This window comes from Gordonia sp. SMJS1, assembly GCF_029866425.1.
Taxonomy (GTDB): Bacteria; Actinomycetota; Actinomycetes; order Mycobacteriales; family Mycobacteriaceae; genus Gordonia; species Gordonia hongkongensis.
On sequence record NZ_CP123381.1, the window covers coordinates 2,859,488 to 2,882,416 of the forward strand.

General features: G+C 66.2%; 22 protein-coding genes and 5 pseudogenes. 23 read left to right on the forward strand and 4 right to left on the reverse strand.

Features of this window, described 5'->3' with window-relative positions; translation table 11 throughout:
• Window positions 1-488 precede the first annotated feature (488 nt).
• Window positions 489-1,511 (forward strand): endonuclease/exonuclease/phosphatase family protein, encoded by a 1,023-nt coding sequence (locus tag QAD21_RS13065; RefSeq protein WP_307814794.1) that lies wholly within the window; start codon window positions 489-491, stop codon window positions 1,509-1,511.
• Window positions 1,512-1,696: 185 nt separating this feature from the next.
• On the opposite strand, the gene QAD21_RS13070 is transcribed toward QAD21_RS13065, so the two are convergent.
• A complete protein-coding gene (locus QAD21_RS13070; protein WP_055476452.1) occupies window positions 1,697-3,232 on the reverse strand; it encodes a long-chain fatty acid--CoA ligase in 1,536 nt (511 codons plus the stop codon).
• Window positions 3,233-3,347: 115 nt separating this feature from the next.
• Window positions 3,348-3,986, reverse strand: a complete 639-nt coding sequence (locus tag QAD21_RS13075) for a TetR/AcrR family transcriptional regulator (RefSeq protein WP_055476451.1) — start codon at window positions 3,984-3,986, stop codon at window positions 3,348-3,350.
• Between the two features lie 98 nt (window positions 3,987-4,084).
• On the opposite strand from QAD21_RS13075, the gene QAD21_RS13080 reads away from it, so the two are divergent.
• The 9 genes and pseudogenes from QAD21_RS13080 to QAD21_RS13120 all read left to right on the forward strand — a co-directional run bounded on the left by QAD21_RS13080 (window position 4,085) and on the right by QAD21_RS13120 (window position 12,378).
• Window positions 4,085-4,972, forward strand: a complete 888-nt coding sequence (locus QAD21_RS13080) for a CoA transferase (RefSeq protein ID WP_055476450.1) — start codon at window positions 4,085-4,087, stop codon at window positions 4,970-4,972.
• A 23-nt stretch (window positions 4,973-4,995) separates the two neighbouring features.
• A complete protein-coding gene (locus QAD21_RS13085; protein ID WP_055476449.1) occupies window positions 4,996-6,201 on the forward strand; it encodes a thiolase family protein in 1,206 nt (401 codons plus the stop codon).
• Between the two features lie 52 nt (window positions 6,202-6,253).
• A pseudogene (locus QAD21_RS13090) lies at window positions 6,254-7,926 on the forward strand (long-chain-fatty-acid--CoA ligase).
• Window positions 7,923-8,720, forward strand: a complete 798-nt coding sequence (locus QAD21_RS13095) for an enoyl-CoA hydratase-related protein (RefSeq protein ID WP_008382197.1) — start codon at window positions 7,923-7,925, stop codon at window positions 8,718-8,720. The pseudogene QAD21_RS13090 and the gene QAD21_RS13095 overlap by 4 nt, the downstream one beginning before the upstream one ends.
• A 23-nt stretch (window positions 8,721-8,743) precedes the next feature.
• Window positions 8,744-9,907 (forward strand): acyl-CoA dehydrogenase family protein, encoded by a 1,164-nt coding sequence (locus QAD21_RS13100; RefSeq protein ID WP_008382198.1) that lies wholly within the window; start codon window positions 8,744-8,746, stop codon window positions 9,905-9,907.
• Complete coding sequence (locus QAD21_RS13105) at window positions 9,904-10,389, forward strand: MaoC/PaaZ C-terminal domain-containing protein (protein WP_055476448.1); 486 nt, start codon at window positions 9,904-9,906, stop codon at window positions 10,387-10,389. Before QAD21_RS13100 ends, QAD21_RS13105 begins: the two co-directional genes overlap by 4 nt.
• Before the next feature lie 521 nt (window positions 10,390-10,910).
• Window positions 10,911-11,198, forward strand: a complete 288-nt coding sequence (locus QAD21_RS13110; protein WP_006897078.1) for a hypothetical protein — start codon at window positions 10,911-10,913, stop codon at window positions 11,196-11,198.
• A complete protein-coding gene (locus QAD21_RS13115) occupies window positions 11,135-12,040 on the forward strand; it encodes a tyrosine-type recombinase/integrase (RefSeq protein ID WP_006897077.1) in 906 nt (301 codons plus the stop codon). The genes QAD21_RS13110 and QAD21_RS13115 overlap by 64 nt, the downstream gene beginning before the upstream one ends.
• A complete protein-coding gene (locus tag QAD21_RS13120; RefSeq protein WP_006897076.1) occupies window positions 12,037-12,378 on the forward strand; it encodes a helix-turn-helix transcriptional regulator in 342 nt (113 codons plus the stop codon). Before QAD21_RS13115 ends, QAD21_RS13120 begins: the two co-directional genes overlap by 4 nt.
• Before the next feature lie 419 nt (window positions 12,379-12,797).
• On the opposite strand, the pseudogene QAD21_RS13125 reads toward QAD21_RS13120, so the two are convergent.
• A pseudogene (locus QAD21_RS13125) lies at window positions 12,798-13,013 on the reverse strand (ATP-binding protein); the annotation flags it as partial.
• 35 nt (window positions 13,014-13,048) lie between these two features.
• On the opposite strand from QAD21_RS13125, the gene QAD21_RS13130 reads away from it, so the two are divergent.
• Window positions 13,049-13,261 carry an IclR family transcriptional regulator C-terminal domain-containing protein gene (locus QAD21_RS13130; RefSeq protein ID WP_006897073.1) on the forward strand — a complete coding sequence of 71 codons (213 nt, stop codon included), beginning with the start codon at window positions 13,049-13,051 and terminating at the stop codon, window positions 13,259-13,261.
• 31 nt (window positions 13,262-13,292) lie between these two features.
• On the opposite strand, the gene QAD21_RS13135 is transcribed toward QAD21_RS13130, so the two are convergent.
• On the reverse strand, window positions 13,293-14,207 hold the full coding sequence (locus tag QAD21_RS13135; protein ID WP_006897072.1) for a LysR family transcriptional regulator: 915 nt from the start codon (window positions 14,205-14,207) through the stop codon (window positions 13,293-13,295).
• A 151-nt stretch (window positions 14,208-14,358) separates the two neighbouring features.
• Between QAD21_RS13135 and QAD21_RS13140 the strand changes: the two genes are divergently transcribed.
• The 12 genes and pseudogenes from QAD21_RS13140 to QAD21_RS13195 all read left to right on the forward strand — a co-directional run bounded on the left by QAD21_RS13140 (window position 14,359) and on the right by QAD21_RS13195 (window position 22,785).
• Window positions 14,359-15,408 (forward strand): SDR family oxidoreductase, encoded by a 1,050-nt coding sequence (locus tag QAD21_RS13140; RefSeq protein WP_101841495.1) that lies wholly within the window; start codon window positions 14,359-14,361, stop codon window positions 15,406-15,408.
• A 99-nt stretch (window positions 15,409-15,507) separates the two neighbouring features.
• Window positions 15,508-16,140 (forward strand): annotated as a pseudogene (locus QAD21_RS13145) (Rieske 2Fe-2S domain-containing protein); the annotation flags it as partial.
• Between the two features lie 104 nt (window positions 16,141-16,244).
• Window positions 16,245-16,838 carry an SRPBCC family protein gene (locus QAD21_RS13150; RefSeq protein WP_348534520.1) on the forward strand — a complete coding sequence of 198 codons (594 nt, stop codon included), beginning with the start codon at window positions 16,245-16,247 and terminating at the stop codon, window positions 16,836-16,838.
• Entirely contained in the window at window positions 16,835-17,338 is a 504-nt protein-coding gene (locus tag QAD21_RS13155) for an aromatic-ring-hydroxylating dioxygenase subunit beta (RefSeq protein WP_006897069.1), read from the forward strand. Before QAD21_RS13150 ends, QAD21_RS13155 begins: the two co-directional genes overlap by 4 nt.
• Window positions 17,316-17,627 (forward strand): hypothetical protein, encoded by a 312-nt coding sequence (locus tag QAD21_RS13160; RefSeq protein ID WP_006897068.1) that lies wholly within the window; start codon window positions 17,316-17,318, stop codon window positions 17,625-17,627. Before QAD21_RS13155 ends, QAD21_RS13160 begins: the two co-directional genes overlap by 23 nt.
• Window positions 17,628-17,675: 48 nt before the next feature.
• A complete protein-coding gene (locus tag QAD21_RS13165; RefSeq protein WP_137809379.1) occupies window positions 17,676-18,662 on the forward strand; it encodes an alpha/beta fold hydrolase in 987 nt (328 codons plus the stop codon).
• Window positions 18,662-19,534 carry an extradiol dioxygenase gene (locus QAD21_RS13170; protein ID WP_006897066.1) on the forward strand — a complete coding sequence of 291 codons (873 nt, stop codon included), beginning with the start codon at window positions 18,662-18,664 and terminating at the stop codon, window positions 19,532-19,534. The genes QAD21_RS13165 and QAD21_RS13170 overlap by 1 nt, the downstream gene beginning before the upstream one ends.
• Entirely contained in the window at window positions 19,531-19,803 is a 273-nt protein-coding gene (locus tag QAD21_RS13175) for a hypothetical protein (RefSeq protein WP_006897065.1), read from the forward strand. Before QAD21_RS13170 ends, QAD21_RS13175 begins: the two co-directional genes overlap by 4 nt.
• Window positions 19,800-20,045, forward strand: a complete 246-nt coding sequence (locus tag QAD21_RS13180; protein ID WP_006897064.1) for a ferredoxin — start codon at window positions 19,800-19,802, stop codon at window positions 20,043-20,045. The genes QAD21_RS13175 and QAD21_RS13180 overlap by 4 nt, the downstream gene beginning before the upstream one ends.
• A 483-nt stretch (window positions 20,046-20,528) precedes the next feature.
• Window positions 20,529-21,035 (forward strand): annotated as a pseudogene (locus QAD21_RS13185) (leucine zipper domain-containing protein); the annotation flags it as partial.
• Window positions 21,035-21,736 (forward strand): annotated as a pseudogene (locus QAD21_RS13190) (ISL3 family transposase); the annotation flags it as partial. The pseudogenes QAD21_RS13185 and QAD21_RS13190, both read left to right, overlap by 1 nt.
• 134 nt (window positions 21,737-21,870) lie before the next feature.
• The gene (locus tag QAD21_RS13195) at window positions 21,871-22,785 is read left to right on the forward strand and encodes an alpha/beta hydrolase (protein WP_280359653.1); all 915 of its coding nucleotides are present in this window, start codon (window positions 21,871-21,873) and stop codon (window positions 22,783-22,785) included.
• The last annotated feature ends 144 nt before the right edge of the window (window positions 22,786-22,929 follow it).

Genomic DNA, 22,929 nt, shown 5'->3' on the forward strand with positions numbered 1-22,929 from the left:
AACCCTTTGGTTCCTGCCGACGTCGACCGAGCGTGGTGTGCGCCACGGCCCATACGCGTCATGGTCGAAACGGGCCGCGTGCGGCCGTGCATGATGCGAGGGGGACGGGTGTGGGCGGGCGCCGCGAGGCGGGTTGGGAGGAGACGTCCTGGGCGCACTCACCGATGAAATCTGCGGCGAGCGCGTGAGGGCCGGGGCAGGTGAGGGGACTGCTCGGGTGAACCCGACCGCAGTCTCAGGGGGGTGGGGTATCCGATGTCGCCCCGACGCCCGCGCGATACCCGAATGCCGTGGCACCGAAGGCCCGCGGTCGAAAGCCGCCGACGCAGGGCGGCGGGACGCAGGTATACCAGCAGGAGGTGGGCTGGGGTCAGATTTGCGATGCCGTGCCAATGAAGGTCCCTCAGTTCAAGCGTCGTTCCGGATGAAACAGTTCGATATCGAACGGGCCACGGACAGATTACTACTACCGTGGTTAGTTTCTCCGAGTGGGCGTCAGAATCGTCATCCTGCGCCTCTATCAGCGTTCTGAGCCTGACGGCGATCGTGGCATGATCGACCGCATGCGTGGACTCCTACGAGCACTCGGCTGGGGTGCGGTCCTCGCCGCTGTCGTCGGGATTGCTGCTCACTACTCTGGCCTGGTCAGCAATACCGCGTCCCGGGTGGCGGCGTTCACGCCGGTGTTAATCGGCGTCGGTGTCCTCGGCCTGGTGCTGTTGCTCGTCGCGCGCGCCTGGATCTCCGCGGTGGCAGCTGTGCTCGTCGTTGCCGTGGGCGTCACGGCGCAGGCCCCGCTGTATTGGGGAGTGGACGAACTGGTCTCGGACTCGGACTTGACCGTTATGCAGGCAAACATCTTTCGCGGGCAGGCCGATCCGGATGAGATGGTGTCGCGGGTACGCAGCTCGCGAGTCGACGTCATGACGGTGGTCGAGCTGACGCCCGAGTCGGTGGGGGCCCTCGATCGCGCCGGGTTGCGCCACGCCTTGCCGTTCGCGTTTCTCCGTCCCCGCGAGGGTGGAGGTGGAGCCGGCATCTATGCTCGGTCCCCGCTGACTGACGGGCAACTCCTGCGCGGATTCGAACTGTCGAATCTTCATGCGCGACTTACGCTACCAAACCGCTCGCCCATCTCGGTCTATGCACTGCATCCGTTGCCGCCCTATCCGGAACCATCGTGGCGCTGGAATGCCGAGCTCCGCGAGCTACGCTCGATCCTGTCCGCCGACACAGATCCGCTGATCATCGGCGCCGATGCCAACTCGACCTACGATCACCGCTCCTTCCGGCAGCTGCTCTCCGGACCGCCGGATTCACCCCAGCTGACCGACGCCGCCGAGCATCTCGGATCCGGCGTCGTCGCGACCTACCCCGCCGGCCGACCCTACCCGCCCCTGCTCGCGCTCGATCGGGTACTCACCCGCAACGGCCCGACACCGACATCGTTCCGGCGGATCGATCTGCCGGGCTCCGACCACCACGGGGTGCTCGCGAGCATCCGGCTTTGAGATTGAATCGCGGTCTGGCCGAGGCCGCCCGACTGGTGACGAAACACGTTGATTCGCATCAAGATTCGCCGATAATCTACGTTATGTAAAGTAGGCGATGCCGAGTATCCCGCGAACTCGACCTCTCCCAGAGCGGGCCAAATGGCAGGTGGCTTGGTAGAGGAGCCTAACGAGCTATCCGATTGTTAGCTGGTGGCGACTGTGCCTTCCGTGATTGCATCACGCAGCACGTGCTTGAGAATCTTCCCCGAGGGGTTACGGGGAATGGGCCGGGTGATGAGCTCGCGCGGAAGCTTGTAACCCGCAATGAACTGGGATCCGTACTCGCGGAGCGACTCCAAGGTGACCTCGCGGCCCTCGACCGGGGTGACGACGGCGATGAGGCTCTCCCCGAGCATCTCGTCCGGCCGCCCGACGACCGCCACATCGGCCACGTCCGGGTGGCCGGCGAGGGCCTGTTCGACCTCCACCGAGTACACGTTGCGCCCGCCCGTGATGATCATGTCCTTCATCCGATCAACGATCGTGATAAACCCGTCGGCGTCCCGGACCGCCACGTCGCCGCTGTGCAGCCAGCCGTCGCGGAGCGCATCGGCGGTGGCCTCGGGCTTGTTCCAGTAGCCCTTCATGATGGTCTCGCCTCGGTAAATGATCTCCCCGGGCTCGCCGACCGCGGTGTCGTTGCCCTCGTCGTCGACGATCCGCGTCTCGGCGTTAGTGATGGACGCCCGTCCGGTGGCATCTGGGCGGGCGCGTACTTCGTCCGGAGTGAGGAAGATGCCGGTCGGGCCGCCTTCGGTTTGGCCGCACAGCTGGAAGAACTGCACGTGCGGCAGGGTGGCGAGCAAGCTGGTCGCCGCGCTCGGCGGCATTGGTGCGGCGCCGAAGAAGCCCAGCCGCCACGCGGACAGATCGCGCGTGCCGAGCTCGGGGTGCTGCAGCAGTATCTGGTACATGGTGGGCACGCCCAGGAACACGGTGATGCGGTGCTTCTCCAGCGCATCCAGGACCGCCTTGGGCTCGAACGCTGGCAGCACCACGTGAGTGGTGCCCAGGCTGAACCCTGACATAACGAACAGGACCAGCTCCGCGCAGTGGTACATCGGCGCGACGTGCAGATTCCGGTCGAAGATATTCATACCGAGTGCGGAAACCGAGTTCCCCACCCACAGCATGCGGTGATGGTCGAACAACGCTCCCTTGGGACGCCCGGTCGTGCCCGAGGTGTAGAGGATAATGCAGTCGTCGTCCTCGATGACCTCCACTTCCGGCGCGGTGGTCGGCATGGTGTCTGCGAGCCGCGCGATGCCCTGCGCGGCGGGCTCGTCCAGCACCAGACTTTGCGGCGCGGACGGCAGCGGATCGAGTTCGTCGAGGCCGGCCACCACCACCGCGAGCCCCTCGGAGTACAGCAGCACCGTCGCACCGGAGTCCTCGAGCAGGTAGCGAAGTTCGCGGGCCGGCACGCGAGGGTTGAGAGGCACGGCGACGGCCCCCAGTCGGAACGCTCCGTACAGGCCCAGGATGTACGCGTCGGAGTTCGGACTCAGCAGTGCCACCCTGTCGCCCTTGCCGACTCCGAGCGACGCCAACGCGTGCGCATACTGATTGATCCGGGCCGCGAGCTGCTCGTACGAGTAGGTGCTCTCGCCGAAGATCAGTGCGGTCTTGTCCGGGTGCCGGCGGGCATTGAGCGCGAGGGCGCCTCCGAGAGTGGCCATGGTGACTCCTGAGGTGTCGATGACTCCGGGATCGGGTATGTGACCCCGGACACAGCAGGAACAGTAACCGCCAGCGTGATGCTTGTACAGATGTTCAGTGAAAGTGAAACTCGGGTCAGGTGGCTGACCCGTGGGAACGATCGACAGCTCCTCCCCCGGACACGCTCACGCCGAGTTCGGGCTTGCTGTGCCCCTCGGTGTGGGTGAAGGTCCCGAGGTGGGTCCAGACGGCATCCACCAGCGGCTGCAGGAACAGTCGGCCCATCTGGTTGATGATCACGTCGACCACCTGGACGGAGTCGGCGCGACCTCGCGAGGCCGCGCCGGTCTCGCGCATCGCAACGACCTCCCGGTGGGTGAGTTCGGTGAGCCGCTCCAGCAGTTGCCCCCGCTGGCCGCCGGGTTCGAGTAGCGCCCGGCGGAGGTAGTTGACCACCTCCGGGTTTCTGAACAGCATTTCCGCGACGGATTCATTCCGGACGCGAGCGATTTCTTCGCCGGCCCCGTCGGTCGGCGCCGAAGCAAGGGCCGACGCAAAACGCTCCACGACGATCTGCTCCACGGCCTCGCGGAGGCCGTCTTTGGACCCGTAGTGATGGACCACCAGCCCGACAGTCACCCCGGCGGCGGCCGCGACCGCCCGCATCGGTGTGCGGTCCTCGCCGTTGGCCGCGTAAAGCTCGAGAGCGGCGTTGCGGATTCGCGCTTTGGCGGTGAGATCTTGGTCGCCGGAGTGCTGGGCGGGGCGGTCCACGCGGTCTCCCTTCGGTCGACAAACGAGTCTACGGGGACGCGCCAATCGCTAAAGCTATACAGTGGCTAAGTTTACTGACTACTTGTATAGTCGCTGGAATGAGTCTTCGATCGCTCCGACCCCTGGCCGGCATACAGGTCGTCTCTTTGGCTACCAACCTGCCCGGTCCGCTGGCCGTGGCAGGCCTTCGTGACCTCGGCGCAGCGGTGATCAAAGTGGAGCCGCCGGTGGGTGACGCCTTGGCCGTGGCCGCGCCCTCCTGGTACGCAGAACTGACACAGGGGGTGGAGGTTCGTCGGGCCGACCTCAAGAGTCGTAGCGGCCTGGAGGAGCTGACCAGGCTGCTCGATACGGCGGACGTGTTGGTGACCGCCATGCGCCCGTCAGCGTTCTGCCGACTCGGCCTCGGCGATCTCAGCGACCGCTACCCGCGGTTGTGCCATGTGGAGATCGTGGGCTACGACGGCGCCGACGAGGAGGTCGCGGGCCACGACCTGACCTATCAGGCGAGATACGGCACCATCCGGCCGCCGCACCTGCCGCTGGTCCCGGTCGCCGACACCGTCGGTGGGGAGCGGGCCATCTCGGCCGCCCTGGCACTGCTGCTGGCGCGGGGACAGCACGACTCCGGTGGACATCAACGCATCACTCTCGACGCGGCCGCGTACGACTCCGCGGCTGCCCTCCGGCACGGCCTGTTTGGCAATGGAGCACCACTGGGCGGGGCTCTGCCCTCCTACAACATCTATGCCACCGCCGACGGCCATATCGCCCTGGGGGCACTCGAGCCGCACTTCGAGGCCCGCACCAGAGAGGTACTCGATTGCGACGGCACATCCGCCGCCTACACCCGCGCCTTCGCCGCGCGCACCACGGCCCACTGGGAGGATCTGGCCGCGCGCCACGACATCCCGCTCAGCGCCGTTCGCGATGCCCACCCGGCCACAGCGCAGACCACTCACGCGCTCACGGCGACTACCGCCTGACCACCTTGAGGAAGGACCCAGTCATGACCGACTCCCCCCAGCCCCGTAGTTCCCGAGCCACCCGCGAGGCGGTGATCGTCGATGCCGTCCGGACCCCGGTCGGCAAGCGCGGCGGGGCGCTGGCCGCCTGGCATCCCGCCGATCTGCTGGGGGCCACCCTCAGTGAACTGGTTCGCCGCAGTGATGTGGCGCCGGAGAAAATCGACGACGTGATCGCTGGCTGTGTGATGACGCACGACCAGCAGAGCTCCAACATCGCCCGCCATGCTGTACTCTCCTCCGGCCTGCCCGATTCGGTGCCGGCCGTGACCGTGGACCGACAGTGCGGCTCGGGGCAGCAAGCTGTCGCATTTGCCGCCCACGGTGTGGAGGCGGGGTCCTACGACCTCGCCATCGCATGCGGCGTGGAGTCGATGTCACAGGTGGCGCTGCCATCCTCACTACAACCCGGCGCCCCGCTCGGCCCGCAGTACTCCCCCCGGGAGCTGGCCCGCTACGACGGCGGACTGCTGGTGCAGGGCCCGTCCAGTGAGCTGATGAACACCCGCTTCGACCTCAGCCGGGAGGAACTCGACGCGTTCAGCCGCCGGAGCCATGAGCGGGCGCTGGCTGCCACCCGCGACGGCCGCTTCGAGACCCAGCTGGTTCCGTTGCGCCGCGACCCGCTCGATGACTCCAGCGAGCCCGTGACCGCGGATGAGGGGATCCGGGCCGAGCTCGACCCGGAGAAGATGGCGTCCCTGCGGGCGGTGTTCGCCGAGGACGGCAAGACCACCGCAGCCAACTCCTCCCAGCTCAGCGACGGTGCCGCCGCACTACTCATCGCCGACCGTGAGTTCGCCGAGGCCCACGGGCTCACCCCCCGCGCCCGCTTCGTGGTCCACGCGGTCGCCGCGGCCGATCCGATCATCCAGTTCACCGCGATCCTCGAGTCCACCCGCAAGGCCCTGGTCCGGTCGGGGCTCACGGTGGACGATATCGACCTGTTCGAGGTCAACGAAGCGTTCGCGGGAGTACCGCTGATGTTCCAAAAAGAGTTCGGCGTCCCCGACGACAAACTCAACGTCAACGGCGGCTCGGTGGCCGTGGGCCATCCCCTCGGATCCACCGGCGCCCGCATGATGACGGACCTGCTGACCGAGCTCGAACGCACCGGCAGCCGATACGGGCTACAGACCATCTGCGAAGCCCACGGCACCGCTAACACCACCATCATCGAACGCCTCTGACGAGCCCCCTCCGTCCCAGCCACCGTCCCAACCCCACTTCAGGAGCACCAACATGACGTCCCACCCCATCGTCACCGGTCTGCCGTCGACACACGGTGACAGTTACCAGCTCAACACCACCACCCTGCTGCGGCACTCCGCCCGGACCTACCCCGAGCAGGAGATCGTATTCCGCACCATCGACGGGGGCTGGGACCGCTACACCTACGCAGACATGTTCGAGCGGGTCGGGAAGTCAGCCCACGCGCTCACCGGGCTGGGGCCGGCCCCGGAACGGTGGTGGGAATCCTGGATTGGAACTCCAAACGCCATATGGAGCTGTACTGGGCGATTCCCGGTATCGCATCGGTGATGCTGCAGATGAACCTGCGGCTCGCCCCGGTGGACCTGGCCTATGTCACCGACCACGCCGAAGCCTCGATCGTGCTGGTCGACGAGTCCCTGCTGCCCGTGGCCGAGGCGCTGGTCGAGCAGGGCGTCGGGGTGAAGACCTGGGTGGTCATGACGGACAAGCCACTCTCGGAGATCTCCACCACCCTGCCCGGGGTCGTCCACTGGGAAGACGCGCTGACGGCCGCGGAATCGACCTTCGACTGGCCGATGATCGACGAAACCTCGGCGTACAGCGCGTGCTACACCACCGGCACCACCGGCCGCCCCAAGGGCGTGTACTACTCCCATCGCGGGATCTACCTCCACACTCTTGCCGAGGCAGCGCAGTTGAAGATGGGCGACGACGACACCGTCATGGTCATCACCCCGATGTTCCACGGCCAGGGCTGGGGACTGCCGCAGTCGGCCATCTACTCGGCCGCCAAGGTCGTGCTGCCCGGACGGTATACGGCCGAGGACACCTCTGTGCTGGTTGACGCGATGATCTCCGAGTCCGTCACCGTAGCCAACGGTGCCCCCGCGATCTTCGAGCCGATGCTCGACTACATCCGCACACTCAAGACGCGCCCGGACTTCAGCCGCGCCCGTCTGCTGTCCGGGGCGACCGAACCGTCGTTGACGCTCATGCGCGGCTTCCATGACCTCACCGGCGCCGACATCATCCACGCCTACGGCGCCACGGAGACCACTCCGCTGGTCACCGTCAACGCAGGCCTGAAGCACACGCTGCGGGACGTGCTCAGTGAGAAGGAGAAGTGGGATCTCAAGCGGGCCCAGGGTCTGCTGGTCAACGGGATCGACATCAAGGTCGTCGGACCGGACGGAACCGAACTACCCCACGACGGTGTCTCCCAGGGCGAGGTGCTCATGCGCGGCCCGTGGATCATCGAGCGCTACCACAAGATGGAAGACAAAGGCGGCGCGTTCGCCGATGGGTGGTGGCGCAGCGGCGATGCCGGCACGATCCGCCCCGACGGCTACCTCAAGCTGACCGACCGCATCAAGGACGTGGTCAAAAGCGGCGGCGAATGGATCTCCTCGATCGACATGGAAAACGCGATCGTCGCCCACCCACAGGTCCGCGAAGCCGCCGTGGTGGGGATCGAGCATCCCAAGTGGCAAGAGCGCCCGGTTGCGATCGTCGTCCAAGAAGACGGTGCCGATCTTGACGTCGACGACATCCACGCCGTGTTGGAAGACAAGTTCGCCAAGTGGCAACTGCCCGACATCGTCATCTTCGCCGACGCGCTGCCGCGCACCAGCGTCGGCAAGTTGGACAAAAAGACGCTACGCACCGACCACGCCGATCTCTACCGGGGAGCCGAGGAATGAACAACCGGAGCGGACACGATGATGTGGTGCGCAGCGAACGACGCGGAGCCGTCGCGATCCTGCGCATCAACCGACCCGAGGCCCGGAATGCACTGAACGCCGCGGTGTTCGCAGCCTTGAACGGGCACCTAGCCGAGCTGCGGACCGATGACTCCGTGCGCGCCATAGTTTTGGCCGGCGCGAGCGGCGTGTTCTGCGCTGGAGCAGACATCACCGCGTTCGACGCCCTGCGGGCCGATCCGTTGATCGGGCAGCGGCGGGCCTCCGGGGGGACTCTATGGGCCGACCTGGAGAACTTCCCCAAACCGGTGATCGCAGCCGTCGAGGGCCTGGCCCTGGGGGGCGGGCTCGAACTCGTCCTGGCCTGCGACACCAGCATCGTCGGCCAGGGTGCCCGCCTTGGATTACCCGAGGTCAAGCTCGGCGTCATCCCCGGCGGCGGCGGCACCCAACGACTCATCCGGGCGCTCGGCAAACCTCGCGCCATGGCACTGCTGCTCAGCGGCGACCTGGTCACCGGGACCGAGGCCGCCACCCTCGGCCTGGTGGGAAAGGTGGTCGACGACGACGAGGTCGTCGAACAGGCGATCGCCCTGGCGCAGCGGATCTCGGCTAATTCCCCGCTGGCCGTGGCCCTGGCCAAAGACGCCGCCCTGGCCGCGCAGACCGGGTCGATAGCCGCAGGGCTCGAGCACGAAAAGCGCAACTTCGTCTATTCACTCGCCTCAGACGACAGCCACGAGGGCCAGGCCGCCTTCGTGGCCAAGCGTTCGCCGAACTTCACCGGCCGCTGACCCGGCCCGACAAGGACAAGATCATGACCACCACCCTGTTCCCCGACCACCGCCCCACCTGGCAAACCGAGTCCCACGAGTTGCTACGGGACCACGCCCGCGCCTTCTTCGCCAGAGAAGTCACCCCCCGCCAGGCGGACTGGGCCCGGCAGGGCCACGTCGACCGCGAACTCTGGAACAGAGCCGGAGCGGCAGGCCTACTGCTCACCGACATCGCCGAAAAGGACGGCGGCGGGGGAGGCGACTTCGGCCACGAGGCTGTAGTGGCCCAGGAACTGGCGTACGCGCACGACAGCGCGTTCGGCTTCACCGTGCACTCCACGATCGTCAGCCACTACATCAACGCCTACGGGACCGAGGAGCAAAAGCGCCGCTGGCTACCCGGGCTCGCCTCCGGCGAGAAAGTGGTGGCCGTCGCCATGACCGAGCCTGGTACCGGCTCAGACCTGCAGAACGTCAAGACCACAGCGATCCGCGACGGCGACCACTACGTGGTCAACGGCGCCAAGACCTTCATCTCCAACGGCACCCACTGCGACTTGGTTGTCATCGTGGCCAAGACCGATCCAGCGGCCGGCGGCAAGGGCATCTCCCTACTAGTCGCCGAGGTCGACAATAACGTCGCGGGCTTCTCCCGCGGCGCCGTCCTCGAGAAGATCGGCATGCACGGATGGGACACCCGCGAACTCTTCTTTGACGACATGCGGGTACCGGTGGAGAACATCCTTGGCGAGGAGGGCTCCGGCTTCGCCGAACTCATGACCCAGTTGCCGCGGGAGCGACTCATCATCGGAGTCGCCGGCGTGGCAGTGGCCGAGGCCGCGGTGATCGAGACCATCCGGTACGTCAAAGAGCGCGATGCGTTCGGCAAGAAACTCCTGGACTTCCAGAACACCCAGTTCGTACTAGCCGAGTGCAAGGCCGACGTCTACGCCGGCAAGGCGCTGATCGACGACGGCATCCGCCGCCAGATCGACGGCACCCTCGACGCCGCCGGCGCCTCGATGATCAAGCTGTGGGCCACCGACATGCAGTGCCGCGTGGTGGACAAGTGCCTACAGCTGTTCGGTGGCTACGGCTACATGATGGAGTACCCCATCGCCCAGATGTACACCGCCTCCCGCGTGCAGCGGATCTACGGCGGCACCAACGAGATCATGAAGCTGCTCGTAGCCAGGTCGCTGTGAACGCCACTCCCCCAAGTCCGTCCGTCTACGCCGAAGACTTCACCCCGGGCCAGATCCTCGAACTGGGCGATCACACCGTCTCCAAGGCCGAACTGGTGGATTTCGCCACACGCTGGGACGCACAGTGGTTTCACATCGATGAGGAAGCGGCCGATCAGGGACACTTCCGCGGACTCATCGCCAGCGGGGTACACACCATCGCCATCGCTCAACGGCTGCTCACACAAACAGTGCTCAACCAATGGGCAGTGATCGCCGGGCTCGGATTCGACCGGGTCCGGTTCCCGGTGCCCGTCCGACCCGGGAACGTTCTCACCGGAACCGTCCGGATTGCCGAGGTCACTCTCGACGGAACACGCGGGCGAGTGAAGATGGAGATGCGGCTGACCGATCAGGACGACCACACCGTCCTCTACGCCGAACTGACCATCGTCATGTGGCAAAGAGAGCAGGCCACGACACCGTCCGGAGGCTTCAACTGACACACGGCAGGACGTCACCAGAAAGAGCCACGGTCCCGCCCTACATCGACGAAGCGACCTTCATCTCGTATCCGCAAGTCAGCGTGGGACGTGACGACCCCACCTCACGACGGTGGCTCAAGGTAGTCAAACCCCCGTCCGAGCGCGTCCGCTAGCTAGCGATCGATTTCGCGACACTCACAGAACCAGTCGTTTCCGCAGGGCAGCAGTGTCCGAAAACTCGTGTCGCCTTGCCACCCACATCGAGCACCGGTAACCAGACGTTATGACAAGTAGCGGGTGCTGAGTTGTAAGTTCTGCGAACTCGACACCTCCCGGACATTCTCTCGCCCGCCCTGTCCGGCACCCCGACTGACCTGCACGTCGTCACGTGACGGACCGCTTCCCGGGGCCGCCTCTGAGTGCAGTGGCCCAACCTCCGCGGACTGACTGGCAATGCCGCTACCTGCGACCTCTTGTGTTGATTCGCGCAAAGTGCGATACTTTCGCATATATCGCGAACCATGTTTGGGTGGTGCGAGATGGCAGATCAGGATCCTCCGCCGGGGTCGGCGCGGCTGCAATTGGCCGACGGCATCGCTGTCCTGCGGCCGGAAGCCGCGGTGTTCGAGGCGATGGTCACCGGGTGGTCGCACCAGCAGATGGCCCGGAACCTGTCCGTTGGCACGATCGCGGCCCAGGTCGCCACGATCCGGCGGTTCCAGGACTTCTGCGGTGTCGCCGGCCCCTGGCACTGGACGCCCCGATGGTCGATGACTGGTTCACCGAACTGCGCGGGGTCCACGGCCTGGCCCTGGGCACGGTGCTGAGCTACCAGGGTGCACTGCGGCATTTCATGGACTACCTGCTCGATCCGGCCTACGAGTGGACCCAGCAATGCCAGGACCGATTCGACACGCATCCGATACAGATCATCACCGAGGCCAACTCGGCCCGCCACACCTACGAGGGCCCCGACAATCCACTCAAACGGGCCTACACCACCGATGAACTGCAGGACCTTTGCGATTTCGCGGACGATCAGGTCAACCACCGTTTCGAGGCTGGCTCGAAGGGCGCGATGGTGGCCCTGCGGACCGCGACGATCATCAAGGTCGCCTACGCGTGGGGCCTGCGTCGCAACGAAGTCCGCATGCTGGATCTGACAGACTTCGGACCGAACCCTCGAGCACCACAGTTCGGCCAGTTCGGGTTCTGCTACGTCCGCCACGGCAAACCCGGCAAGGGATCTGCGGCCAAGCGGCGTGGCGTCCTGACGGTCCCGGAGACCGCCTGGGCGATCGACTGCCTCAAACGATGGATCGACCAGGGCCGCACCACCTTTGACCACCCGGTCGGGACCGCATTGTTCCCGACCGAGCGATCCGAGCGCATCTCGAACGGCGCGTTGTCCCATAGCTTCGCCGACCTCTGCGACACCGCCGGCCTGACCGATCCCGGACTGGATTTTCACTCCCTGCGCCGCAGCTACGTCACGCTGCTGGTCGAGTCCGGATACGACACCCGCTTCATCCAGGAACAAGTCGGACACAAGTACGCCTCAACCACCTCGCTCTACACCTTCGTCTCCCCCGACTACCGCAGCCGTGTCGTGGCCGCCGCACTTCGCGCCGCGGCCAAACGCCTGCCCGAAAGGACCGACCAGCAATGAAACACCGGATCGCCTACCAGTGGCGACTACGCCAGGTCATGACCGACCGAGATATGCACACCCTGTCCGACCTGATCACGCCATTGCACGACGTGGGAATCGAACTCTCCGCCTCCCAGCTCTACCGCCTCCTGGGACGCACCCCTGAGCGACTGCCCCTGGCCCTACTCGGAGCGCTGTGCCACGTCCTGGACTGCACCGTCGAAGACCTCTGCGTCTTCCACGTCGACACCTCCCCCTCCAGACGCACCGCCACAGCCACCGACGCCTCCCCCGCAACCGACGTGCCACTGCGACCGAAGCGGGCACACATCCACCGACCCGGACCGACGGCGTAGACCCCCAGGCAGGCGGCGGACACATGGCTGACACATCGAAGTACCACTGCACACGGTGCAACGACGAGCAGCAGCATCGCGGAGTGCGCTGGCCCGAGGGCTTCGTCTGCCGCCGCTGCTACCAACAGGCCACCCGCCGACGCGGCACCTGCCCCCGCTGCCAACGCCCGGATCGACTGCTGCCTGGCCTCGCCAACGACCAGCCCATCTGCACTGACTGTGCCGGAATCGACGACCCCCGACTGACCTGCACCCGCTGCGGAGACCAGGACGAACCCCACCGCCGAGGACTGTGCGCACGATGCTGCCTCACCGACGACCTGACCGCTGAAGTGCCCCGGGTTTGATGGAGACATCGATTACCCGGGGCACTTCAATGGGATCTGCCCAGAAGTTGGCCATCTCGGGTTTTCGGGTTGTCAGGACAAGGGCTTCACTCCCTGGCCTGCGAGTGCTTCGGAGAGGCGGACGGAGTCGCCGCTGGTCTGGCAGACGTGGGCGCGGTGCAGTAGCCGATCCACTGTCGCGGTGGCGATGGTCTTGGGCATGAGTTCGTCGAAACCGGCCGGGTGCAGGTTCGAGCTGATCGCGATGGCACGTTTCTCGTAGGCGGCGTCCACCAGGCGGTAAAGCCCATTCGCTAGGCACCCGGACCGAACTTCTCGACGCGGTGCGCACGATCCGTTCCCGGGGGTTCGCGTCGAGCAAGGAGGAGAGCGAGGAGGATGTCGCCTCCCTCGCCGTCGCACTGGCCTCGACCCGCTCTCCGCGGTTGGCTGTCAAGGCCTCGCTGCCGCTCAGTCGCATGAGCTCGGCGACCGAGCAGGACATCCTCACTCGGCTGGTAGCTGCGGCGGAGGAGATCGACCATCTCCTGCTCTGATCGGCGTGGTCAGGCCGAAGTCGGCTGGGCCTCAGGCTGGACTGGGCTGCCCGCCGTCCCGGTCCAGCCGGTTGCCGGTCCCCTGGACGTGGCGCACGAAGGACCGTACCGCCGGGGCGATGCCTCCTTCGCGTGACCAGTAGATCCACAGCGGGGCGCTCATCGGGGTGTGCTCGTCGACCAGCACTGGCCATCTGGCCGAGTCGTCGGCACTGAGGTTGTCGTCGGCGATGACGGCCACGCCCAGCCCTGCCCGGGCGAGCGCAACGATGGTGGTGGCGTTGACGCTCTCCGACGTGATGTCGAGCCCGAAGCCCCCTGCCCGCAGCGCCGGCTCCAGCAGGCGCCGGGTGAGGCTATCGGCGTGCCCGGTGAGCACCGGCTGGCCACGCAATTCAGCGACCAAGACGTGGCTCCGGCCCCGCCACGGGTGGTCGTCGGAGGTCACCACCGCCAGCCGCACGTCGCCGAGCTGGTGGCCCGCAAGACGCTGGTCGGCCTGCCCGAGGCCCGTCACGAGATCGACGTCCCCGTTAAGCACCTGTTCGATCGCGGGCAGGCCCGAGTACTCGTGGACGGCGACGTGGATAGCGGGATGCGCCGACCGGAAGGTGCCGATCAGGGGCGCGAGGAACCGTGACACGTGCGGATATGCGCAGGCCACCGTGACGACGCCCGCTCGACCGCGAGCGAGTTCGTGGGCAAACTGGGAGACCGACTCCGCTCGATTCAGCAGGTAATGGGCGCGGGGCAGCAATTGATTCCCGGCACCGGTGAGCTGTACTCCGCGGCCGGACCTCTCGAAGAGGGCGATGCCCAGCTCCGCCTCCAGCGCCTTGATCGAACGCCACAGCGAGGGCTGCGGCACATCGAGGGTGGCGGCGGCGCGGAGGAACGACCCCTCGCGGGCCACCGCAACGAGATACCTGAGTTGACGCAGCTCCACGCACGGCTCCTAGTTTCACCAGTGAATAGCTCGATACCAAAATAGCCCATAGACAGCCTGTGATGAAGGTCATACTCTTTTATGTGTACTGCAATGCAGAAAGCCGTCCTAACTTGAGGAGAATTGGATGTCGGAGTCTGGTGGAGAAACCGTGGCCACTGCGCGGCAGCGTCAGCTGGTCGAGCGGGCACTCGGTGAGTGGCAGGGCGAGGCGGCGGGTCGAGTCATCGTTGTCACCGGTGGAGCCCGCGGCATCGGCCGTTCCCTCTGCGAGGGACTGTTGCGCGCCGGCGCCAAGGTCGTTGCAGCGGACCTGACGTGGGACGACGCTGACGACTTCCGCAAGCAGCTGGAGTCGGACGGCAGCGGCATGGCCGTCGACATGGACATCACCGACGACGACGCCCTCGACGCCGCCCGAGACGCTGTAATCGACAGGTTCGGGACCGTCGACGTCCTAGTGAACAACGCGTCTCTGGTCTCCGAAACCCTCTTCCCGCCCACAGGCCACCGGAACACCCTTGACACGACCGACCGCGACTGGGAGGTGATGTTCGGCGTCAACGTGTTCGGCACGCTGAAGGCCATCCGCCGGTTCATCGAGCCGATGCGGGCCCAGCAGCGGGGCAGCATCGTCAACGTCGTCAGCAGTGGCGTCCTGGCCGTCGCCGCCGGCGGCGGCTACCACGGGCTGCGCCCGTGGACGGTCGAGATGCCTTACCAGGCCACCAAGGCCGCCGTGATGGCGCTGACCTTCTACCTCGCCGAGGAAGTGCGCGGCGACGGGGTCGCGGTTAACGCGATCATGCCGGGGCACACCCGAGCGTCGTGGTTCGACGCCACCGCCCGGGCCTTCAACGAGCAGGGCATTGCCTACTTCATGCGCCCGGCGATTCCCGAGCACCTGCTGCCGATCTCGCTCTTCCTCGCCGCCCAGGACAGCGCGGGGACGTCCGGGCGCCTCTACTACGTGCCGGAGTGGAACTACGACCACGGCTACGGGGACTACGCCGCCTGGCAGGACCATGAGCTGCCTCCGGACATGGAGGAGATCTACAGCCGGCTGGAAGCCGCGACCCCGTCATACGAGCGGGCCGGCGTGGCCCACCTCCCCTTCGACGCGCAGGGTGCCCTGTACGCCGCGGGCATGGCAAACCTCGGGGCCCAGAACAGTTGGACCAGCAATGACAGCGCTCAGTGATACCGCAGACGCCCAGACGATCCGCCTACAGGTGGGCCGTTCGGGTCCGCCCTCCCATCTCACCTCACGCAACCCGTCAGACCCCGAGAGGACCCGATCATGACCAGCATTAGCGAACGCCCCGTTGACGTGGCCGCCGCAAGACTGCACGACCTGGTGAAGCCCGACGAGGGTGCCGTCAGCAGAACAGTCTTCGTCGACGAGGCAACCTACCGCAAGGAATTGGACCGGGTATTCACCAAGACGTGGTTGTTCATCGGCCACGAGTCCCAGTTGAGTGAGCCGGGCGACTACCTGACGAACTTCATGGGCGAGGACCCTGTGATCGCCACTCGCGGTGCGGACGGAGTGATCCGGGTGATGCTCAACTCCTGCGCCCACCGGGGCATGGCCGTGTGTAGCACCGACGCCGGGTCCTCGAAGTTCTTCCGCTGCCCCTACCACGGCTGGACCTACAGCAACAACGGCGATCTGATCGGTGCACCGCGCGCAGATACCGTCTACCATGGCGAGCTGGACAAGCCGCGCCTAGGTCTGAAGGCCGTTCCGCGGGTGGAGAACTACAAGGGCTTCATCTTCGCCAATTGGGACGAGGACGCCATCCCGCTGGTAGACTACCTCGGCGCTGACCAGCTCTGGTATCTGGACCTGGCCTTCGAGGCGCCGCTCGGCGGGCTCGAGGTGATCGGCCCCACGATGAAGTTCCGGATCAAGGCCAACTGGAAGCTGGCGGCGGAGAACTTCGCCGGCGACGACTACCACGTGCTCTACACACATGGGTCGGCCTTCCAGATCGGCTTCCTCCCCGATTACGACACGCTCGGCGACTACATCGCATACTTCGACCACGGCCACGGGATGGGCGACATCAGCAAGCCCGGCCGGCCTATCAGAACGACGTCGGGATGGCTCAGCTCCTCGGGCCGGAGGCGATCGAGTACGTCAACGCCGTGCACGAGCGGCTCAAGGCCCGGGTCTCCCCGCTGCAGGCGGAGATGCACGGGCTCGGTCAGGGCAATATCTTCCCGAACCTGTCATGGATCAAGTTCGGCGTCTTCCACGTCTTCGGGCTCTTCCAATGGCACCCGAGGGGACCGGGTGAGATCGAGGTCTGGCAGACGGCGCTCTTCGACCGCGACGCGCCGCAGTCGGTCAAGGACTTCGCCCGCACCCAGATGTCCCAGGAGAACGCCGCGGCCGGGATCTTTGGCCAGGACGATGGCGAGAACTTCGAGCAAATCACCGAGTCCGCCCGAGGGGTGGTCTCCCAGACCCGGGATTTCAACTACGCGATGGGCCTGGGGCACGAGGGCGAGATCCACGAGGAGGGATACCCCGGCCATTTGGGGCCCCACTATTCGGAGCAGAACCACCGCAACTTCTATCGCTACTGGCTCGAACTCATGACCACCCCGGGAGAGCAGAAATGACCAATTCCCTCACCGATCTGCGCCGCGACGTCGAGGACTTCCTCTACAGCGAGGCCAAGATGCTCGACGAGCAACGCTACGACGAGTGGCTCGACCTGTTCACTGAGGATGTCCATTACTGGATGCCGATCACGGAGACCCGTGAGGTGCGGCAGCACCGGGACCACGTCCCCGGCGAGTGGTCGCTCATGGAGGAGGACGCCCGTTTCCTCGCCAAGCGGATGGAGCGCTTGGCCGGTGGCCTTGCCCACGCGGAGCAGCCGCGGTCGCGGACGCGCCGGTTCATCAGCAACGTCCTGGTCACCCCCGGGCCGGACGGCGACCTGGTAGCGGAGTGCAACTTCATCATCTTCCAGTCCCGGCGAGCCAACTCCGAGCAGTTCTTCGTCGGCTCCCGTCGCGACCGGATCGTGACCTCCGGTGAGAGCTGGAAGATCGCCGAACGGACCGTGCTCCTCGACCACCGGGTGTTGCCCCGTGCCATCTCCATCTTCTTCTGAGGCCCAGGCGGCTGACCTCGACGGCAGTCGGGACGTCGGGGCTGATGGCGCACCAGAGCCGAGTTCTTGGCTGCGCATCGGCTCTGCCGACGGCGAGCTCGTAGTCCGCAACGAGTTCGCCCGGGTGCGGGTACGCGCCGACCGAGACGGCAACGACCTTCGCCTGGCCATCCGTAGCCTGCGCACCGGCCGCGAGGTCTTCCTTGACGCGCTGCAGCTGGAGAGCCTCACCTGGCTCGACGAGAGGGCCTACACGACATTGCTCTCCGAGCCGTTCGGACCGGAGTGACCGACCATCCCGCACCGGCCGCACGGCCGAACAGAGAGGAGCTTCAACGTGACGAGCACTGAAGGGGGAATGGCCCAGCCCCAGGGGAACTCGTTCTGGGTGGACCTGCTGGGAACCGAGGTCCGGTACCGCCAGGCGAGCTCTTACCGCACCCGCAGCATCGAGGCAGGCGCCGGTGAGCCGGTAGTCCTGCTGCACGGCGTGAGCGGGCACGCCGAGACCTGGGTGCGCAACGTCGCCGTCCTCGGCCGGGACTTCCGCGTGCATGCCATTGACATGCTGGGTCATGGCTTCACCGACAAGCCGCAGATCGAGTACTCGATCCGCGCGCTCGCCGAGCACGTGCTCGGCTTCCTCGACGAGATCGGCGCCTCGCGAGCCCACCTGGTCGGGCAGTCTCTCGGTGGCTGGGTCGCGGCGTTTCTCGCCGTCCACCACCCCGAGCGGGTCGCCTCGCTCGTCAGCGTCACCGGGGCGGGGCTGCAGGTGGACGCCGACGGTGCCACGCTGACCGAGAACGTCGGCCGGCAGGTCGCGGAGGCTACCACCAAGGCTCTGGACACCCCGACCCGGGAGAAGGTCCGGACTCGGCTGGAATGGCTGGTCCATGACCCGTCCGTGGTCACCGACGAACTGGTGGAGACCCGGTACCGGATCTACGCCAGCCCGGACTTCGCCGCCACCGCCGGTGACATGGTCGCCGCATTCACCTCCCGGCCCCGGCCGGAGGAACTGCTGACCGCCGAGCGGCTCGCGACGATCAACTGCCCGACGCTCGTGCTGTGGACCCGGCAGAACCCGACCATGCCGTGGACGGTGGGGGAGGCGGCCAGCCGGATCATTCCCGATGCAACGTTCCGTCTGATGGAGGACGCCGGTCACTGGCCGCAGTTCGAGAAGCCGGCGGAATTCCACGCTGTCGTCGGCGGTTTCGTGCGTTCGGTCACCGCGGGGCGCCGAGGTGGGCGCACCGACGGCGACGGCGACGGCGGCCCCACGGATCCGGCCACCAACCGGCAACGGGCGGCCCGCTGATGGGCAGGCTGGTAGGTGCGTACGCGACGTCCCACACGGCGATGATGATCCGAAAGCTCCAACCGGACAACGACGTGCACGCCGCAGTCCATCAGGCCTTCGCTCAGGTGCGTGCGGAAATTGACCGGCTGTCCCCTGACGTGCTCGTCGTCGTCAGCAGCGAGCACCTAGCATCCTTCAGCTACGACAGCTTTCCGCAGATATGCGTCGGAATCGGAGAGATAGCCACCGGTTGGGGCGATGGAGGAGTGGCCAGCGCCGAGGTCCCACTTGCTGGCGCCTTCGCTGCCCAGCTGCTCTCCGAAGGGGTGGCCGCCGGATTCGACCTCGCGTTCTCCGCCAACCCGAAGATCGACCATGCGTTCATGGCACCATTGACCCTGATCCGACCAGAGATGGACATCCCGGTGGTCCCGGTGTTCCAGAACGCCAACACCGAGCCTCTGCCACCCCTGTGGCGCAGCGCCCAACTGGGGGAACTGCTGCGCGACGTCATTACGCGGCGGCCCGCAGCCGAAACAGTGGTCGTGCTCGGGACCGGCGGGCTCTCCCACTGGGTCGGCACGCCGGAGATGGGCCAGATCAACTCCGCCTTCGACGAGCGATTCCTGCAGCACGTGCGCGCAGGGGACCTCGGCGCGATCCTCGCCATGAAGACCGCCGACGTCCTCGCTGAGGCCGGCAATGGTGCCCCGGAGATCTGCAACTGGGTCACCGCGATGGCCGCCGCGTCCCGTCAGGAGGGCTGGGGAGTGTCGGAGCCTGAGCGGACGGCCCGTGGGCCGAGAGGGGTCGTCCTGGCATACGAGTCCGTCCCGGACTGGGCGACCGGGATCGCGCTGGCTCGGTTGGCCCCCGAGGAGGAACCGTGAACTTACCCCTGGACCAGGTCATCCGCCGGGTCGTCCGGGATCCGGAGTTTCGTTCTATTGCGGAAGAGTCGGGCCAGCTCGCGGCCGACCTCGCAGGCGTACGGCTGGCCGATCTTGCGGCCGTCCTGGAGGGCGACCTGGTCACCCTCCAGCAAAGGGGCGCCCACCCACTGCTGATCATGCAGCTGGCCGGCGCGCTCAGGATCGATCCGATGCGGCGCTTCGCCGCCGAACAGACTGCCCATGACTTAACCACGGAGGGACGATGAACATGATGAACATTACGGTGGACCTCGAGCGGTGTGAGGGCTTCGCCTCGTGCGTTGTGACCGCGCCCGAGCTCTTCGACCTCGATGACGAGCGAAGCGTCGCCGTCGTTCTGGAGCCTGTTGACGGTGGCCCCCGCACCCGCGCCTTAGCGCTCGAGGCCGCCGCGAGCTGCCCGATGCGGGCCATCACCGTCTCCGACCCCCTGGTGGACGAACCATCGCTGCCGCGGCGCGGCCGGTGACCGACGGAGTTTCGCCGGACGCGGTGGCAACCGCGGTCGAGAACGAACCCCGTCGGGCGGCGGTGGCCGGTACGCCCTGTGCCCCGGTTCGTGAACGTGCTACCACCGACGTTAGCGGCCGGCTGCGCCGTTCAGCAGGTTCTCTCCGCTCGCGCTCTCGGTTGGAGGGGTGGCAGCCGCAATGGCCGATCGCTGAGCGGGTCAACGACCACGTTGTCAGACCGGGCGACTCGCGATCCGGGGCTCGATGCCAGCATCCCGGGCTGCCACGCGTACAGCATTTGGTCGCCGCGGCGGGCATATCGTTGACGCCCAAGAGGATACCGGCCTGCCTTCCTGCCGCACCTCGGGCACTGGCCCAGTCGGCTAGATGTACTGACCACGGAGGTTGTGTCTCCGGTCGGCATGGCGAGATGAAATGAGGAAGACCTCCGTGTGAGGTGTGAAAGCGACCAAGCAACCACACCCACAACGGAGGTCTTCGTGTCCCACGCTAACGCGACCTTGACGCCCACGGGAAGACTGCGCCTGGCCCGGTGTGTCGTCGAAGACGGCTGGCCCCCGGCCCGAGCTGCGGAACGGTTCGGTGTCTCGGTCACCACGGCCCGACGCTGGGCCAGCCGGTATCGCGAGCAGGGCAAGGCCGGCATGGTTGACCGCTCCAGCCGGCCGCACACCTGCCCCCACCGCACCCCGCGTCGTCGGGAGCGCCGGGTGATCGGCCTGCGCGTATCGCGCCGGTGGGGGCCAGCCCGAATCGCTTACCACCTGGGAATGCACCCCTCGACGGTGCACAAGATCCTGTCCCGCTTCGGGTGCGTGCGCCTGGCGTTCACCGACCCGGCCACCGGCGCCCCGGTGCGCGCCACCAAGCGACGCCCGCAGCGCTATGAGCACGCCGCACCGGGCGATCTGGTGCACGTGGACATCAAGAAGCTCGGACGCATCCCCGACGGCGGCGGGCACAAGTTCCTCGGCCGCGCCAAAGGATGGTCCCGGGCCGTTCGGCGAAGGTCCTCACCGAGTGGCTCAACGCCCGCGACCAGGCATTTCGAGACCGAGTCAAGGTGGTCACGATGGACGGGTTCGCCGGCTACCACTCCGCCGCAGCCAAGGCCGTGCCCGCAGCACGCACGGTGATGGACCCGTTCCACGTCGTGCATCTTGCCGCCGACAAGCTCACCGTGTGCCGCCAACGCATCCAGCAGGCCACCACCGGGCACCGGGGCCGCACCGGCGATCCGCTGTACGGCATCCGCAGGACGCTCAACACCCGGGCAGGGCTGCTGACCGACAAACAGAAAGTGCGCTTGTTCAAGGCGTTCACCGCCAACGATGCGCACGCGGCGGTGGAGGTCACCTACGGCGTCTACCAGCGACTCATCGCCGCCTACGAGGCCTCGGGCAAGCGGGAGGGCAAGATCGCGATGTACAAGCTCCTGCGCTCGATCCGGACCGGGGTGCCCACCGAGCTGCCCGAGCTCGCCCAGCTCGGCCGGTCGCTATGGAAGCGGCACCGCGAGATCCTCGCCTACTTCGACGTGGGTGCCTCCAACGGCCCCGTCGAGGCCATCAACGGCAGGCTCGAACACCTCCGCGGAATCGCCCTGGGCTTCCGCAACCTCAAGCACTACATCTTGCGGTCACTGATCCACTCCGGACAGCTTCAGGATCGGATCAATGCACTCTGAATCCGGAAGGGCCCTTTCTATTGACAGTCGATGCGGAGGCGCGTAGCTTTCAGGCACACGCAGAAGAGATTTCTACTGGCCAGAACTACCACGTCGGTAGGGGTCGAACTGCGATGAATTGTTCAATCGTTATCGTGCACAGAAAGGCGTTATCCGTGCCAAGCTCTTCAATCACCCAGAAGTTCCATACCGTCGATGTGAAAGGGGTTCAGACGCGTTATTTCGACGACGGCCAGGACAAGGATCCGATCCTCCTCATCCATGGGGGGCATTTCGGGTTCTTCATACCGGTCGGAATCGAATCCTGGGGCAACGTTCTAGAGGATTTCGGCGAGTACGGCCGTGTCCTCGCGGTCGACAAACTCGGTCAGGGCGAGACTGGTCTCCCGCTGAATGACGAAGACTGGACTGTCGACGCGGTCGCCGAACACGTTGCGAACTTTGCAACTCAGTTGGGGCTCAAGAACCTGACCCTGGTGGGTCACTCGCGCGGCGGCATGACGGCGGTCCTTCTCGCGTTGAAGTACCCTGAGATGGTAAAGAAGCTGGTCATCATCAGCAGTGCGACTGCGGCACCGGCGCCGCCCGTCGGAACCGACATGGACTTCTACGAGCGAGTCGAAAGGACTGCCCCCGGAGGTTCGGCCGAGTTGATCCGTCACTATCATGCTGCCCAGGGGGTTAATGAGGGAGATCTGCCCGAGGACTACATCGGGATCGCCACAAAGTGGCTCGAGAGCGAAAAGCAGCTCGACGCTGTCGCCGGATATGCACGCAATGCGGAGGAGCACTGGTTGCCTAGCCTCAGCGAGGGCAGGCGCTGGGTTCAGGAACGGCTTGCCGACGCAGGAATCCCGGTGCCGACGCTGGTTGTGTGGGGAGTCAATGATCGATCGGCGCCGGTGTCGATGGGTAAGGGGCTCTTCGATCTGATCGCTGCCAACACCCTGGATAGCTCGCTCTATCTCATCAACAACGCTGGTCATCACGTGTTCAGTGACCAGCGCGAAAAGTTCAACGCCGCGGTTGGTGCGTTCATCTCGCTTTAGCCTCGATCTTTCGTGAGGTGGCGGTCGTCTGTTGGGTGGCCCGGGTGGGTGGTCTGAGGACCGGATCTCCGGGCGTAGGCCGTGAGAGGTGCCCGACGCGTCGGTGGGCGTCGGGGTTCACGGCCCCGAGGTGGAACGTCCTTT

Excerpts from the sequence above, each read along its gene's own strand:
- QAD21_RS13070 (WP_055476452.1), bottom strand. The coding sequence starts at position 3,232 with ATGGCCACTCTCGGAGGCGCCCTCGCGCTCAATGCCCGCCGGCACCCG.
- QAD21_RS13080 (WP_055476450.1), top strand. The coding sequence starts at position 4,085 with ATGAGTCTTCGATCGCTCCGACCCCTGGCCGGCATACAGGTCGTCTCT.
- QAD21_RS13085 (WP_055476449.1), top strand. The coding sequence starts at position 4,996 with ATGACCGACTCCCCCCAGCCCCGTAGTTCCCGAGCCACCCGCGAGGCG.
- QAD21_RS13095 (WP_008382197.1), top strand. The coding sequence starts at position 7,923 with ATGAACAACCGGAGCGGACACGATGATGTGGTGCGCAGCGAACGACGC.
- QAD21_RS13100 (WP_008382198.1), top strand. The coding sequence starts at position 8,744 with ATGACCACCACCCTGTTCCCCGACCACCGCCCCACCTGGCAAACCGAG.
- QAD21_RS13110 (WP_006897078.1), top strand. The coding sequence starts at position 10,911 with ATGGCAGATCAGGATCCTCCGCCGGGGTCGGCGCGGCTGCAATTGGCC.
- QAD21_RS13115 (WP_006897077.1), top strand. The coding sequence starts at position 11,135 with ATGGTCGATGACTGGTTCACCGAACTGCGCGGGGTCCACGGCCTGGCC.
- QAD21_RS13120 (WP_006897076.1), top strand. The coding sequence starts at position 12,037 with ATGAAACACCGGATCGCCTACCAGTGGCGACTACGCCAGGTCATGACC.
- QAD21_RS13155 (WP_006897069.1), top strand. The coding sequence starts at position 16,835 with ATGACCAATTCCCTCACCGATCTGCGCCGCGACGTCGAGGACTTCCTC.
- QAD21_RS13170 (WP_006897066.1), top strand. The coding sequence starts at position 18,662 with ATGGGCAGGCTGGTAGGTGCGTACGCGACGTCCCACACGGCGATGATG.
- QAD21_RS13180 (WP_006897064.1), top strand. The coding sequence starts at position 19,800 with ATGAACATGATGAACATTACGGTGGACCTCGAGCGGTGTGAGGGCTTC.